The organism is Salinisphaera dokdonensis CL-ES53 (assembly GCF_040361215.1).
Lineage (GTDB): Bacteria > Pseudomonadota > Gammaproteobacteria > Nevskiales > Salinisphaeraceae > Salinisphaera > Salinisphaera dokdonensis.
On the sequence record NZ_APND01000001.1, the window covers coordinates 1,008,940 to 1,023,485 of the forward strand.

General features: G+C 63.2%; 12 protein-coding genes. 6 read left to right on the top strand and 6 right to left on the bottom strand.

The genetic code is table 11. From position 1 onward, the window contains the following. The first annotated feature begins 47 nt into the window (after positions 1-47). The gene (locus tag SADO_RS04680) at positions 48-1,124 is read left to right on the top strand and encodes a 3-deoxy-7-phosphoheptulonate synthase (protein ID WP_353109624.1); all 1,077 of its coding nucleotides are present in this window, start codon (positions 48-50) and stop codon (positions 1,122-1,124) included. A 949-nt stretch (positions 1,125-2,073) separates the two neighbouring features. Here the strand turns inward: SADO_RS04680 and SADO_RS04685 are convergent. Then, complete coding sequence (locus SADO_RS04685) at positions 2,074-4,080, bottom strand: SDR family oxidoreductase (RefSeq protein WP_353109625.1); 2,007 nt, start codon at positions 4,078-4,080, stop codon at positions 2,074-2,076. A 160-nt stretch (positions 4,081-4,240) separates the two neighbouring features. Here SADO_RS04685 and SADO_RS04690 point away from each other — a divergent pair, with 160 nt between their 5' ends. Both SADO_RS04690 and folE2 read left to right on the top strand, forming a co-directional pair. Beyond that, positions 4,241-4,582, top strand: a complete 342-nt coding sequence (locus SADO_RS04690; protein ID WP_353109627.1) for a histidine triad nucleotide-binding protein — start codon at positions 4,241-4,243, stop codon at positions 4,580-4,582. A 143-nt stretch (positions 4,583-4,725) separates the two neighbouring features. Further along, on the top strand, positions 4,726-5,592 hold the full coding sequence (folE2, locus tag SADO_RS04695; protein WP_353109628.1) for a GTP cyclohydrolase FolE2: 867 nt from the start codon (positions 4,726-4,728) through the stop codon (positions 5,590-5,592). Between the two features lie 158 nt (positions 5,593-5,750). Here folE2 and SADO_RS04700 read toward each other — a convergent pair whose 3' ends face one another. After that, complete coding sequence (locus SADO_RS04700) at positions 5,751-6,404, bottom strand: hypothetical protein (protein WP_353109629.1); 654 nt, start codon at positions 6,402-6,404, stop codon at positions 5,751-5,753. A gap of 303 nt (positions 6,405-6,707) precedes the next feature. On the opposite strand from SADO_RS04700, the gene lexA reads away from it, so the two are divergent. Beyond that, a complete protein-coding gene (gene lexA / locus SADO_RS04705) occupies positions 6,708-7,340 on the top strand; it encodes a transcriptional repressor LexA (protein ID WP_353109631.1) in 633 nt (210 codons plus the stop codon). 37 nt (positions 7,341-7,377) lie between these two features. On the opposite strand, the gene SADO_RS04710 is transcribed toward lexA, so the two are convergent. The 4 genes from SADO_RS04710 to SADO_RS04725 all read right to left on the bottom strand — a co-directional run bounded on the left by SADO_RS04710 (position 7,378) and on the right by SADO_RS04725 (position 10,564). Next, entirely contained in the window at positions 7,378-8,373 is a 996-nt protein-coding gene (locus SADO_RS04710; RefSeq protein WP_353109633.1) for an OmpA family protein, read from the bottom strand. Continuing rightward, on the bottom strand, positions 8,370-8,810 hold the full coding sequence (locus SADO_RS04715; protein ID WP_353109635.1) for a hypothetical protein: 441 nt from the start codon (positions 8,808-8,810) through the stop codon (positions 8,370-8,372). The genes SADO_RS04710 and SADO_RS04715 overlap by 4 nt, the downstream gene beginning before the upstream one ends. Before the next feature lie 111 nt (positions 8,811-8,921). Beyond that, positions 8,922-9,584, bottom strand: a complete 663-nt coding sequence (gene murU, locus SADO_RS04720; RefSeq protein WP_353109636.1) for an N-acetylmuramate alpha-1-phosphate uridylyltransferase MurU — start codon at positions 9,582-9,584, stop codon at positions 8,922-8,924. Beyond that, positions 9,581-10,564 (bottom strand): aminoglycoside phosphotransferase family protein, encoded by a 984-nt coding sequence (locus SADO_RS04725; RefSeq protein ID WP_353110082.1) that lies wholly within the window; start codon positions 10,562-10,564, stop codon positions 9,581-9,583. Before SADO_RS04725 ends, murU begins: the two co-directional genes overlap by 4 nt. A gap of 329 nt (positions 10,565-10,893) precedes the next feature. Between SADO_RS04725 and SADO_RS04730 the strand changes: the two genes are divergently transcribed. Both SADO_RS04730 and SADO_RS04735 read left to right on the top strand, forming a co-directional pair. Further along, positions 10,894-13,143: an LPS-assembly protein LptD gene (locus SADO_RS04730; protein WP_353109638.1), complete on the top strand. Its 2,250-nt coding sequence runs from the start codon at positions 10,894-10,896 to the stop codon at positions 13,141-13,143. Further along, entirely contained in the window at positions 13,140-14,540 is a 1,401-nt protein-coding gene (locus SADO_RS04735; RefSeq protein WP_353109640.1) for a peptidylprolyl isomerase, read from the top strand. The genes SADO_RS04730 and SADO_RS04735 overlap by 4 nt, the downstream gene beginning before the upstream one ends. Positions 14,541-14,546 lie beyond the last annotated feature (6 nt).

Here is a 14,546-nt window from a genome sequence, read left to right on the forward strand (position 1 = left end):
CGCCTTGTTTTTGCGGCGTTCGCACGCTGTACCGGCGCGACTCAACCATGCACGAAACCGACAATCTCCGTATCAAGGGCATCCAGGAATTGATTTCTTCGCAGGCGCTTCTCGAAGAGCTGCCCGTGAGCGACAAGGCATCGGAGACGGTGTTCAACGCGCGCACGGCGATCCAGAAAATCCTGCATGGCGAGGATGATCGCCTGCTGGTCGTCGTGGGCCCCTGCTCGATCCACGACGTGGATGCCGCGCTCGAGTATGCGAAGAAGCTCGCCGAGGCCCGCGACAAGTATGCCGACGATCTGCTGATCGTGATGCGGGTCTACTTCGAGAAGCCGCGTACAACGGTCGGCTGGAAGGGTCTGATCAACGACCCGGACATGGACGACTCGTTCAAGATCAACAAGGGCGTGCGATTGGCCCGCGAGCTGCTGCTCAAGCTGGCCGACCAGGGCATCCCGGCCGGCGTCGAATTCCTGGACCTGATCTCGCCGCAGTATCTGGCGGACCTGGTGTCCTGGGGCGCAATCGGCGCGCGCACCACGGAAAGTCAGGGCCATCGCGAGCTGGCCTCGGGGCTGTCCTGCCCGGTCGGTTTCAAGAACGGCACCGGCGGCTCGATCAAGATCGCGGTGGATGCGGTGGGCGCGGCCCATCATCCGCATCACTTCCTATCGCTGACCAAGGAAGGCGAATCCGCCATCTTTGCCACCGAAGGCAATCGCGATACGCATATCATCCTGCGTGGTGGCGCCAACGGCCCGAACTTCGACGCCGACTCGGTCGCCGGCGCGGTCGCCCTGCTCGAACAGGCGCAGCTGTCGGGCCGGCTGATGATCGACTTCTCGCATGCCAACAGCCGCAAGCAGCACAAGAAGCAGCTGGAAGTCGGCGACGACGTCGGCGGCCAGATCTCGGCCGGCAGTCGTGCCGTCTTCGGCGTGATGATCGAATCGCACCTGAAAGAAGGCAACCAGAAGCTGGTGCCGGGCGTGGAGCCGGAATACGGCGTCTCGATCACGGATGCCTGCCTGCACTGGGAAGATACCGAGAAGCTGCTCGGCACGCTCGCCCATGCCGTGGCCGAGCGTCGTGATCTGCGCGATGGCGCCGACGACGACTGATTGAACACGCACATCGTGTGTTGCGAGAAAGCCGCCTTCGGGCGGCTTTTTTATGTGGACCTCGGGTAGTCAATGATCAACAGGCTTGATCAAGCACCAGCGGGAAACCGGGAGCTAAATTTCGCCTGTATCGTCGATGTAAAAATCGGTGATTCGGGCCACGAGTCTTGCGGCACTCACGAGTTCGGCTCGGCTTTTGTTTCGCACTGCTGTGCGACTGTCTTTCGTTTGCTTGTCCAAACGAGAGGCAGCAAAGGAAAGGACACCCGGGCACGGCGCCGGCTACGCCGGTGCACTCCGATGCTCGCGGCGAAGGGATGCGGCCCCTAAAAAATCTAACTAGGTCGGATCGCTTAGGCGATCCTCAAACAGCTGGCCGCACCGGCGCAGTGCGCCGGACACCCTTAGCCGCTGCGCGTCTCCGTCGCCGTGCAAGGGGGGGGGTAATACAGACAGCGAGACTTGCGCACCCGAAGCTCTAACAGCTACGGCGTTGAAGTTACCGCGAGCGCCCATGTTCCTGCTGGATTACACCTTCGGCTAATCCGACCTAAGAGAGTTGCGACGAGGAGCGAGCGAAGGCGAACTTGCCTGTATTGGGGCCCCTTGGGCGCAGCGCCGAGCAGTGGAGGCCGAAAGCGGATAAGACAGCCGGATGTTTGAGTCGCGCGTAGCGCGGCGAGTTTCCGGCGGGCCCGCTTTCGGCCGGAGCCGCGCAGGGCACTGATGCGTAGCATCGGCGCAAGACGGGGTGTCTTTTGTTTTGGTGCCTTTTATTTGGACAAGCAAATAAAAGACACTCGCACAGCAGTGCGAAACCCCAAGTAGAAATTTGTCTACGCCGTTGATTCAGAACTCGCGAGTTCAGAACACGATTCTTCCAAGAACAAGCGCTTCGACGAACCTTTGATTTAGCGCCAAGGTACAACTCGCAAACGCCGACCCCACCCTACCAATAAGGCCCCGGCAACAAAGCCGCCAACACCCGCCCCGGAATATTCGGCTTCTCCGCCTGCCCGGCACGGCCACCGCGCGCCGCCTTGGACGACGGGAACATGTGAAACGCCTTGTGCAGCACGAAGTCGTTCACCTTGGGCCACAGCGCATAGCTGATCTGTGCGGTGGTGCCCAGCGGCGAGGCAATACGCTTGGGCTTTTCCAGGATCGCGGACACGATCATGTCGCCCGCCTGCTCGGGCGTGAGCGTGGGCACGTAATCGTAGAGCTTGGTCGGCGCAATCATCGGCGTACGCACCAGCGGCATATAGATGGTGGTGAGATCGATATTGCGCGAGGCGACCTCCGGCGACAGGCAGCGCGAGAACGCGTCCAGCGCGGACTTTGACGCCACGTAGGCCGAGAAGCGCGGCACGTTGGTCAGACAGCCGATGCTGGAGATATTGATGATGTGGCCGTTGCGGCGCTTGGCCATCGACGGCAGGAAGTTGAAGATCATCCGGATCGCGCCGAAGTAGTTCAGCTGCATCGTGCGCTCGTAGTCGTGAAAACGATTGAGCGACTCGAACGCCGATCGGCGGATCGAATGACCGGCGTTGTTGATCAGGATATCGACATGGTGATGATCGGCGAGGATCTTCTTCGTGCACTCGTCGATCGCCTCCATGCTGTTCAGATCACAGGGGTAGGTGAACGCCTGCCCCCCCATCTTCTCGATCACCGACTGGGTTTCCTCGAGCTTGGAGGGTGTCCGCGCGACCATGCAGATCTTGGCCCCGGCACGCGCCAGCTTCTTGGACGCCATGAAGCCGATGCCGCTGGACGCACCGGTAATGACCACGACCTTGCCCTGCATCCGGCGCAGCAGTTTTTCCGGCACATGGACATCGCAGTCCATATGCATTTCCCAGTACTTCCAGAGCGTGTCCGCGTAATCCTCCAGACGCGGGCAATGGATTCCGCTGCCCTTGAGCGCGGCACGCGTATTCACGTCGTCGAAGATCGCGCGATTGTTCACGTAACCGAGGATCGACAACGGTACGCCGACGCTCTTGGATATCCGCTTCTCCAGCCATTCCGCCATCGGGATATTGCCGGCGAGGCGCTTGAACTGGTGCTCGATATTCGCCGGCCATTCGTGGGTCGGCAGGTTGCGCACGATATCCGGCCCGTGGGCGGCGCGCATGAGAATACGCAGCATCTCACCAGCAGTCGGCGGCTCGTCCTGGATGAGGAAGAACGCGCGCCGATCGACGCCCTTCTTGTGGGCGATATGCTCCATCGCATCGACGACATAGTCGACCGGCGCGACCGGCATCTGTCCGCCTTCGATCCCGAGCAGCGGCAGCCACTTCGGGACGTTGTCGCGGATGCGCTTGATCGGCTTGAAGAAATAGTAAGGGCCGTCGGTCTTGTCCATCTCGCCGGTCTGCGAGTGGCCGACCACCATGCCCGGCCGGTAGACCCGCCACGGCACCTTGCAGTGCTCACGCACGATCGCTTCGGACTGGAACTTGGTTCGGTAGTAGGGATGCCGGACCTGCTGGCCCTCGTCGAACATCTCGTCGGTGAACACGCCTTCGTAGTCCGCACCGGCGACAGCCACCGACGACACGTGATGGAAGCACGGCTTGGTGCCGGACTCGTTCGAGAGCTGGCCGGCGAGCGCGACGATATTAGCCGTGCCCTCGTTATTGACCTTGTCCGCCTGGGCATCGGTCATATTCATGTCGTAGACCGCCGCGAGGTGGAAGACATGATCGATATGGCCGCTCAGGTGCTTGAGCGCTTCGGCGTCGATCACCCCCTTGCGGGTGATGTCGCCCCAGACCGGGATCAGGCGATCCTCGCCGACGTCGAGGCGCTCGCACAGGCCTTCGTAACGATCGGCGCTGGCGCGCCGCATGAGCACGTATACCGTCGCGTTGCGCCGGGCCAACAGTTTTTCCACGAGGAAACGGCCGATGAAACCGGTCGCACCTGTGACGAGATAGTTCATTATTTTGTGGCCTTGGTCTGTAAATCATCCGAAGCACCGCACAACGCGGCGCTGCACCCATGACGATAAACCGGGCCGGGCCGCCAGCGCCACTGTTGCGGTATGCATGATTGCTTCTGACACAATGCGCCTAGCCATTCGCCCACTCAGCAGGGAACCCATGAGCGACACCATCTTCTCCAAGATCATCAACCGCGAGATCGACGCGGATATCGTTCACGAGGATGATCAGTGCCTGGCGTTTCGCGACGTCAATCCGCAGGCCCCGATGCATATCCTGGTGATCCCGAAGAAGCCGATCGACATGCTGGTCAACGCCGAGGACGGCGACCAGGCCCTGCTCGGGCATCTGCTGCTCAGCGCACGCAAGATCGCCCGCAATGAAGGTTATGGCGAGGCATTCCGACTGGTCGTGAACAACGGCGAAGCCGTCGGCCAGAGCGTGTTCCACCTGCATGTGCATATCCTCGGGGGGCGCGACTTCGCCTGGCCGCCGGGCTGATTCGACGGCCCGCACGCTTGCGCTAGCCCGGCCTGCCCCCATTACCCGGACGTACCGGCTTTGTCGCCCCAACGCCCGCGCGCTAACATGGCGGGCTTTGGGTCGGCCGGCCTGCCGATTCGCCTGACCGGGAAAGCATCACGATGACCACCGTGGCAAAGGCGCAAGGCGCCAACAAGAGCAGTTCAGCCCCCTCGAAAGACGGCGCTCAGAGCAGTGCTCATATCGAAGACGTGCAGGGTCGCAAGGACCCGCGCCATCTCGCGATCAACAAGGTCGGTATCTGCGATATCCGCCACCCGGTATCGATCAAGCAACGCGTGGGCGGCCACCAGAGCACCGTGGCCACCTTCGGCATGTATGTGAACCTGCCCCATCACTTCAAGGGCACGCACATGTCACGCTTCGTGCAGATACTCAACGCGCACGAACACCAGATCACGGTCGAGTCCTTTCGCGCCATGCTTGGCGAGATGACAGAACGCCTCGAGGCCGACAACGGTCATATCGAGATGAGCTTTCCCTACTTCATCGACAAGTACGCACCCGTCACGCAGGAAAAAGGCGTGATGGACTACAACGTCACATTCGTGGGCGATCAGCGCGGCACACGCACCGATCTCTATGTCGAGGTCAAGGTGCCGGTGACCACGCTCTGCCCCTGCTCCAAGGACATCTCCGACTACGGCGCCCACAACCAGCGCTCTCTGATCACCATCCGCGTGCGTGCGACGGAATTCTTCTGGCTGGAAGAGCTCATCGACATCGCCGAGTCGGAAGGCTCCTGCGAGCTGTACGGCATCTTGAAGCGGGTCGACGAGAAAGCGGTCACCGAGCGCGCCTACGACAATCCCAAGTTCGTCGAAGATGTGGTCCGCGATATCGCCCAGCGGCTGAACGACGACGCGCGGTTCCGGTATTACGTGGTGGAATCGGAGAACTTCGAATCGATCCACAATCACTCGGCTTATGCGTTGATCGAACAAGACAAGGACGCGCCGGCCGCCTGAGGCTTCGCTCGGCTCGAAGCGTGAACTGTCTCTGCGAACACGAGCGGTCGCCGAGCACCCACTTGGCTGATCCCGCAAACGTCAGACACAAAAAAGCCCGGCCTTAGAGCCGGGCTTTTTCTTGGGCGCCGTTGAAGGCGCCTACCGATTCAACGCTATTACGAGGCGTTGTTGTCGGTGCTGCCATTGGTCGTGGTGGACGCCGACGCGGCGGCCGTCGACTTCTTGGCAGTGGTGCTGCGCTTGCGCGAGGTCGCACCGGTCGAAGCGCTCTTGCTGGCGCTCGCCGTGGTCTTGCGCGTCGCGGCCGTCTTGCGCTTGGCAGCGGTCGTCTTGGTCGACGCGCTCTTGGCGGTCGAAGCCTTGCGCGTGGCAGTCGACGACGCCTTCTTGGCCGGCGCTGCCTTGCGCGTGGTGGTCTTCTTCTTGGTCTCGCCCGAGAGCTTGCCGAGCACCGACTTGTAACCGCTGGTCACAACGTTGCCCAGCTCGTTACCGGTCTGCACAAGCAGGTCGATCGTGTCCTTGTAGGCCGATACGATCTGGTCGCGGCCGTTCGGCACGTAGGCCTGCGGGTTCTTGGCGACCTTGCGCACACCGTCGGTGCGTGCCTTGTCGAAGCTCGACTTGGCAGCGGCGAAGAGGTTCTTCGCGGCGCCGACTTCCGTGTTCGCCAGCGTCTGACCATTCTTGGTCACAACACCGACAACCTTGCGCTGGGTATCGAAGTAAGCCTTGAAGGCATCCTGATACTGCTTGCCGGCGGTGCCGACACGACTACGGACATCCGAAACAATTTCCTGAATCTTCATAGGTTGGCCCTCTCACAATAAGTTCTTGTCGTTTGCTGCGATGCAGCATGTGCGAACAATAACCCTCTTTGCTGCACTGCGTCAAACTATATCTTGACATGAACGCCGCGGGTGTTATTCGCGACGCGCGAACTGGAATTTCGGCGGAACGCCTTTCAGGCTCGCACTCTGAAACGGCACCACGAAAACACAGGCCAACCCCATCGTTCTTCAAATGGCACGCCGACGCGGCAAGCGTTTCGCCACCGGGCGAACGCGTCCCATCTATTGCGCGCGACCCGCGCGACTGGATATTCTTACAGCATGAATGAGCTCACCGATAAACAACGCCGCGTCTATGAATTCATCCGCGACACCATCGCGGATCGGCACACGCCGCCCACCCGGGCAGAGATCGCCGAAGCGCTGGGCTTTGCCTCGGCCAACGCGGCGCAGGCCCATCTGCGCACGCTGGAGCGCAAGGGTTTCATCGAGCTCAATGCACGCCTGAGCCGCGGCATCCGGCTGACCGACGACGATGCATCAACCGAGCAGGCCCCGCCGGCGTCCAACGCAATGCGTCTGGCAGTCGTTGGTTGCGTGGCGGCCGGCGCGCCGATGCTCGCCGTCGAACACGTCGAACGCCATTGCGAAGTGGATCCCGGGCTGTTCAGTCAGAACCCGGACTATCTGCTGCGCGTACGCGGCGACAGCATGATCGGCGCAGGCATCTTCGACGGCGACCTGCTCGCGGTGGCGAACGTGCCGGAAGTGCGGGCCGGCCAGGTGGCCGTCTTTCGGTGGGATGACGAAGTCACCGTCAAGCGCTTCTCGCGCGAAGGCAGCAATGCGCGCCTGATCGCGGAGAACCCGGACTATGCGGATATCGTGGTGGACACGCGCCGCGAATCGCTCGAACTGGAAGGACTCGCCGTTGGCGTGATCCGCTCGCTGTAAACGTCGGGCGGGCACCACGCCCGCCCGAAGAACATGGCTAGGACCCGGCGTTTTCCGCCCGCGCGCGCTGGGCTTCCGGGCTGTCTGGGCCGGGCACGATCACGGCCTCGATACGACGATTGGCCTGGCGACCGGCCTGGGTGTCATTCGACGCGACCGGGCGCGTGTCGCCGAAACCACGGGCGCCGATCCGACGCGCCGGCACGCCGTTGTCCACCAGCAGTTGCGCCACCGTGCGGGCACGGGCTGCCGACAGCGCCAGGTTGAAGGCGCGAACCTTCTCGGCCTGGCTCGGCGCCTGCTGCTCCAGCTTCGGATTGGCTTTGACGAAACGCTCCAGCGATGCGGCCGAAGGCCCGACATTGTCGGTGTGACCGAACACCGCTACGCCTACGCTAGGATACCGTTCAAGCAAACCTGCCAACTGGCGCACGATTTCCTGCGAAGCGGGCTTCATACGCGCCGTGCCCGGCTGGAACGACACCTCTCCGAGCTGGTCCGGCACCACTTTCTGACCCACCAGATCGCGTGCGTCGCCAGTGACCGGCCGCGCCTGGCGCGTGGGCTGACTCTGCTCGCGCGTCTCCAGTTGGTCGTTAACGGCAACCAGCTTTTCGAGATTGATCTCGCGTACGGCCGCGTAGCGCGCAATTTCTGCCAGCCGCGTGGCGCGATGTGCGTCGGTGGCGATTGCTGCGAGCTTGTCACCATTGGGGCGACGCTTGTTGGCGACCTCGGCCCAGCCGCTCTCGGCGGCATCCAGCGCTTGTTGCGCTTCTTCGAGAGACGCGGCGTCGTAGTCGTTCACGCCCTGCTGCGCGAGCGCGGCGGATACGGCCTCGCGTGCCTCGACCAGGGGTTCGAAACGCGCCTCTTCGGCACCGCGCACCCGCTTGATCTGATCTTTCCAGGCCGCGTCCTGTGCGCTTACGCCGGTCAGCGCCGGGCTCGGCGGCACCGGGTTGGTTTCAAACAGCGAACAGCCCGCTACTAGCGGCAGCAGGCCAAGTCCTACAATCCAGAACTGCTTCACGGCGAAACTCCCTGCTGCGTCTGCGACGACTGCCCCTGGCCCAACTGGCCCTGCAGTTCCGCGAGTTTGGCCTGCACCGCGCGGGCCTGGGTCTGGACCAACGCAGAACGCGCATCCAGCTCGGCCGCTGCGACCAGGCGCTCGACCCGGTCCTGCTCGGTGGCATTGAGATCACGGCTGCTGCGTGCTGCATCGAATAGAATGTCGCGCGCCGTGGCGATCCGCCGGCGCGACGCATCGACGGCACGCGGCGCGAAGCGTTCGGCCTCGGCAGAACGCGCCTTGGCAAGCGCCTGCTCGGCCGGCGCGAGGATGCTCTCGTCAGGCGCACTCGGTGTCGCGACCGTGCGCCCGGCACAGCCGGCGACCAGCGCGATCGCGACCACGACGAGCAGCGATCGAAGAACGAGTACGGGTTTCGGGGGGCTCGCCGGCATGCGGCATCTCCGTTGTCTGAGGTTATGACCCAACCGCTGTACTGCGTGCGCGCGGGTGGCGCGCTGCGGCAAGGCCGGGATTCTAACAGCGCTCGAACCGAGGGCCGAGCATCAACCCTTCATGACCATGGAACGGGCCTGTTCAAGCGCGCTGGGGCGCCCGACATCGATCCAGCTACCGGCGTGGTGTTCGCCACTCGCCGTGCCCGCCTGCAAGGCTTCACGTATGACCGCAGACAACGCAAAGCGTTGCGTATCGCGCGCTGCAAATCGGGCGCTATCGAAAACCCCCATCCCGGCATAAGTGAAGCGCGGCGCTGCATCCATCAGCACGCCCTGATTCAAACCGAAATCCCCGTCGACATGATGAGCGGGATTGTCGACCAGCACGCAATGCACATCGGCATCGCCGTGTGCTTGCAGACGCGCATAGTCAAAATCGGTGAAGACATCGGCGCTGATCAGCGCGAACGGCCCTTCGCCGAGCAGTGCCAACGCATTGCGCACGCCGCCGCCGGTATCGAGTTCGCCCGGCGTTTCTTCGCTGAAATGCAGCCGCAATCCCCAATGACTGCCGTCGCCGAGTACTTCGATGATCTGGCGGCCGCGGTAGGCCACATTGATCACCACGTCTTCAAAACCGGCACGAGCGAGGCCGGCCAGGTGATGGCCGATCAGCGTGCGCGGGCCGACCTCAATGAGCGGCTTGGGCGTGTGGTCGGTCAACGGACGCAAGCGCTCGCCGCGGCCAGCCGCCAGGATCATCGCCTTCATGGCGCGTCCTTTTGTAGCAGGGGCGCGAGTGCCGCCAGCTCTTCGTACTCGGCCACCACGGGCTCCAGATACTTCACGAAACGCGGCGTATCGGCCAGGTAGCGCGGCTTGCCGTCGCGATGCGCGATACGGGCAAAGATGCCCAGCACCTTGATATGACGCTGCGCGCCCATGAGCGCGAGATCCCGTTTGAATACGCTGAAATCGTCACCCACTGGGATACCGCGCTCGCGCGCCGCATCCCAGTAATGGCGCACCCAGCCGTCGATACGTGCGGTTGGCCAGCTGATGAACGCATCACGAAACAGGCTGGCCACGTCGTAGGTGACCGGGCCATAGCGTGCATCCTGGAAATCCAGCACGCCGGGCAGCGGATCGCTGATCATGAGATTGCGCGGCATGTAGTCGCGATGCACGAAGACCTGCGGCTGGGCACAGATATGGTCGAGCAGGAACACGAAGGCACGGTCGATCGCTGCATGCTCTTCAGCCGTAGGCGCGTACTGCAGATGCCGGGCGAGATACCAGTCACGGAACAACTCGAGCTCGGCGGCCAGCGTGGCGCGATCATAGTCGGGAAGCACGCCGGGGCGGCTGGCCTGCTGCCAGTCGATCAGCGCGCCGCTGGCCGCGCCGAACAGCGCATCGGCGTTGTCCTCGTCGAGCACGTCGAGGAAGGTGCGCGTGCCAAGATCGGTCAGCAGCAGAAAACCACGCTCGTGATCCGCAGCCAGCACACGGGGTACGTTGAGGCCGGCTTCCGCCATCAGGCCCGCGATCTGGATAAAGGCAGCATTGTTCTCGCGCTCGGGCGGCGCATCCATCGCGATATAGCTGACCGTTTCCTCGCCCTGACGTACCTGCGCACGAAAATAGCGGCGAAAACTGGCATCGGCCGAGGCGACTGCCCATTCCGGCGCGGCGTTGAGTTCGTCGGCCACCCAGGCTTCCAGCGCTTGGCGGCGCGCATCGACAGGCATGTTCATGCCGCGACTCCCATCACGGGTGCTTCGCCGTGTTTTATTGCGGGGCGCATCCCGGGTGCGCATAATCGGTTGGACTTGGGGGTTCGCTTGCGAACACAACCGCTTTCAGCGGCGCCGCGATGCATGAGTCGTGTCGTGGGTCGTCGCGTCAATGGGTGACAGATCCCGCCGTGATTCGTATCGCTTATTACCATTCCCGTCTTCGTGCTGGTCTTGGGGCGTGCCGCCATGGACTGGTGACACCGCTGTGCGTGGGCGCTTCGCTCGTATGCGTCGGCACACTGGCCGCAAAGCCTAGCATCGCCGCCGAAATGGGGTGTCCGGTGGTGCCACCGCCGATGGCGTTGCCGCAGGAAAGCGCCGAATCCACGCTGGTCGCCGACCAGGCCAGTCTCCAGGACGGCGTGGCCGAAGCCACCGGCAACGTGCGTCTCGAACGCAACGGCCAGGCCCTGGAAGCGCCTTTCGTGCGCTACAACCGCGAGAGCGGGCGCGCCCAGGCGCGCGACGGCATGCAGTACTACCGCCCCGGCATCTACTTGACCGCCGACAACGGCGACGTCCAGATCAACGACGAAACCGGCAATTTCAACGCCGCGACTTATTCGATCATCACCAATGGCGGCCGCGGCAAGGCGGGCACCGTAACCGCGCTCGGCGGCGGCGCATACGAACTGACCGACGCCGACTACACCACCTGTGAAGGCGAGACCAAGGCGTGGCTGCTCTCGGCCGACCGTATCGAGCTCGATCGCGAAAGCGGCCGCGGCGAGGCGTTCAACTCGGTGATGCGCTTCTACGGCGTACCGGTGTTCTATACGCCGTACCTGAACTTCCCGATCGACGACAAACGCCATACGGGCGTATTGCCGCCGACCTTCGGCAGCTCGAGCGATTCCGGCTTCGAGCTGGCGGTGCCCTACTACATCAATATCGCGCCCAACTACGATGCGACCATCGTGCCTCGCGTGCTCGCCGATCGCGGCCTGCAGCTCGGCGGGCAGTTCCGCTACCTGCATGAACACCACCGCGGCGAGTTCGACGGCGAATATCTGCCCAGCGACAACGAGTACGGCGACGACCGCGCGCTGTTCCATTTCGAACATATCGGCCAGCTCAACGAGTATGTCGGCGTCGAGGCGAACTACACCCAAGTCAGCGACGACGAATATTTCGATGATCTGAGCAACGACCTCGCCAGCACCTCGACCTCCCAGCTGGAGCGCGCCGTGCGCCTGACTCTGGCCGATACCGGCGTGCGCTTCACCGTGCTGGCGCAGGATTTCCAAACCCTCGACGATCTTCAGGATGAAGACGACGACAACTTCGATCGGGCCTTCAGCAACGATCCCTACAGGCGCCTGCCGCAGGCGCGGCTCGAGATGCTGTCGCCGAGTTCGCCGTTTCGAGCTGGCCTAAACGCCGAGTTCACCAACTTTCAGCGCGACGACGATATCGACGCGACCCGCAGCGAAGTGCAACCACGCCTGCTCTGGGGCGTCGACCAGGGCGGTTGGTATGCCAATAGCGAAGCCTCCTACCGGCTGACCCGCTACAGCCTGCGCGGCTTCGACGACGCGCAGAATTTCACCCGGGCCGATGTGGGCGATGACGATGTCATCACCCGCGGCATCCCGCAGTTCAACGCCGAGACCGGCCTGCGCTTTGCGCGCACCTTCAACGACGGCTGGGTGCAGACGCTCGAGCCGCGCATGCAGTATCTCTACACCGGCTACGAGGATCAGTCCGACATCCCGGTGTTCGACTCCGGCGTGGCCGATCTGCATTTCGACCGCCTGTTTTCCGACAACCGTTTCGTCGGCTCGGACCGCATCGGCGACGCCAACCAGCTCACGCTCGGCGTGTCTTCGCGCTTCATCGAGCCGGACAGCGGGCGCACCGTGGCCAAACTCGATCTCGGCCGGGTCACCGGGTTTCGGGATCTGCGAGTGAACCTGCCCAACAGCGGCGAAGTCGGCTACGGCGATCGGGGTTCGGACTATGTTGCCGGACTGGAATTGCGTCCGACCGACAACATCTCGGCCCGAACCACAGTCCAGTACGATCCGGACGACAGCCGCGTCAATCGCGCGATCGCATCGGCGAGCTACAAGACCGACGGCGGTTACCAGCTTGATCTGGCCTATCGGCGCTATCGCGACTACCGCCCACAGCGCGAAATCACCGTGGTGGGCGATACCCGCCAAGCCCAGGTCGTACCCGGCGAATACGAAAGCCTCGAGCAGACGGCCGTTGGCCTGCGCGCGCCGGTCACGGCCAATCTGGACGTGCTCGGCCGCTGGAATTACTCGCTCGAACGCAGCCAGAATGTCGAAACGCTGGCCGGCTTCGAGTATCGCCCCTCGTGCTGCTGGGCCGGCCGCGTCGCCTGGCGCCGTTACGTCGCCGACGACGATGGCAGCTTCGATACCGCGATCATGTTCCAGTTCGTGCTCAATGGCCTCGGTCAGTTCGGCGACACCGTGCAGTCCTTTGTAGACGACGACGTCTATGACGAAGACGACCGGGGCCGCAGTTCGAGCAGCTCTTTTGATACCATCCGTTTCCCATGAGACATCTCCTCGCTACGAGCCTCGTGCTCGCGATCACGCCGCTGGCGTTCACCGCCCTGCCCGCCGCGGCACAAAGCCTCGGCATGCCGGACGATTTTTCCCTCTCGGCGACGACACCGAGCAGCGGTGAATCGGGCGCCCAGACGCTCGACAAGATCATTGCCGTGGTCGGCGACGACGTGGTTCTCGAAAGCGAACTCGACCAGGCCGTGATGCGGATCCAGGCACGCGCCGGCAGCCGGGCGAGCCAGATGCCGCCGAACCTGCTGCGTTCGCAGGTGCTCGATAAGCTGATCATGCAGCGCCTGCAGATTCAGCGCGCGCGCGATCGCAATGTCGAGATCAGCGAACAGGAAGTCGACGACGGCCTGCGCCGTATCGCCCAGCAGAACAGCATGAACATGCAGCAGCTCGCCCGCGCGGTGGCTTCGGACGGCATGACCATGTCGCAGCTGCGCGAACAGATCCGCCAGGAGCTGATGATCTCCAAGCTGCGGCGTCAGGAAGTGATGTCGCAGGTCACGGTCAGCGACGACGATGTCGATCGCTATCTCGAGAACCAGTCTCTGCGTGCCGCGGAAGATCGCGAGTACCGCGTACGCCATATCGTGGTGCCCGTACCGCAAGGCGCCGACTCGGAAACCGTCGAATCCACTCGCGAACGGCTACAGACATTGCGCGACGAGATCGTCGCGGGTGATGCCGACTTCGCCGACGTGGCCGCGAGCCAGTCTCAGGGCGAAAACGCTATGGAAGGCGGCGACATGGGATGGATGGACGGCGGCTATCTGCCGTCGACGTTCGCCGACGTGGTCCCGCGGCTGCAGCCCGGCGAGACCAGCGACGTATTTCGCGACGCCGACGGGTTTCACCTCGTTCAGCTCGAGGACGTGCGCGGCGGCGAATCGGTCATGCCCGACCGGAAGGTCATGGTTCAGGAAGTCCAGGCCAGCCATATCCTGCTCAAGCCGAACGAAATTCGTGACGACGAGCGCACCCGCGACCTGGCACGCCAGCTGCGCGAACGCCTCGAAGCCGGCGACGATTTCGCAGCGCTCGCACGCGAGTATTCGGATGACAGCGCAACCGCCAACCAGGGCGGCGAACTTGGCTGGGTTCAGCCGCAACGTCTGGATCCCGCAACCCGGCGCCAGCTGAGCGACCTCGCGACGGGCGATGTGAGCCCGATTTTTCAGACCGCCGAAGGCTACGAGATTCTTCGCGTGGCCGATCGCCGTGAACGTGATCAGACACGTGAGGCCGTACGCGAACGCGCACGGCGCGCACTCGGGGAACAAAAGTCCACCGAGGAAGGCGAAATGTGGCTACGCAAGCTGCGCGACGAGGCCTATGTCGACGTCCGTATGCCCGGCTACCAGTCCACGAGCGGCAGCTGATCGCGC

What these genes read in the sequence shown, in the direction of transcription:
- SADO_RS04680 (WP_353109624.1), top strand. Translation starts at nt 48, where the DNA reads ATGCACGAAACCGACAATCTCCGTATCAAGGGCATCCAGGAATTGATT.
- SADO_RS04685 (WP_353109625.1), bottom strand. Translation starts at nt 4,080, where the DNA reads ATGAACTATCTCGTCACAGGTGCGACCGGTTTCATCGGCCGTTTCCTC.
- SADO_RS04690 (WP_353109627.1), top strand. Translation starts at nt 4,241, where the DNA reads ATGAGCGACACCATCTTCTCCAAGATCATCAACCGCGAGATCGACGCG.
- folE2 (WP_353109628.1), top strand. Translation starts at nt 4,726, where the DNA reads ATGACCACCGTGGCAAAGGCGCAAGGCGCCAACAAGAGCAGTTCAGCC.
- SADO_RS04700 (WP_353109629.1), bottom strand. Translation starts at nt 6,404, where the DNA reads ATGAAGATTCAGGAAATTGTTTCGGATGTCCGTAGTCGTGTCGGCACC.
- lexA (WP_353109631.1), top strand. Translation starts at nt 6,708, where the DNA reads ATGAATGAGCTCACCGATAAACAACGCCGCGTCTATGAATTCATCCGC.
- SADO_RS04715 (WP_353109635.1), bottom strand. Translation starts at nt 8,810, where the DNA reads ATGCCGGCGAGCCCCCCGAAACCCGTACTCGTTCTTCGATCGCTGCTC.
- murU (WP_353109636.1), bottom strand. Translation starts at nt 9,584, where the DNA reads ATGAAGGCGATGATCCTGGCGGCTGGCCGCGGCGAGCGCTTGCGTCCG.
- SADO_RS04725 (WP_353110082.1), bottom strand. Translation starts at nt 10,564, where the DNA reads ATGCCTGTCGATGCGCGCCGCCAAGCGCTGGAAGCCTGGGTGGCCGAC.
- SADO_RS04735 (WP_353109640.1), top strand. Translation starts at nt 13,140, where the DNA reads ATGAGACATCTCCTCGCTACGAGCCTCGTGCTCGCGATCACGCCGCTG.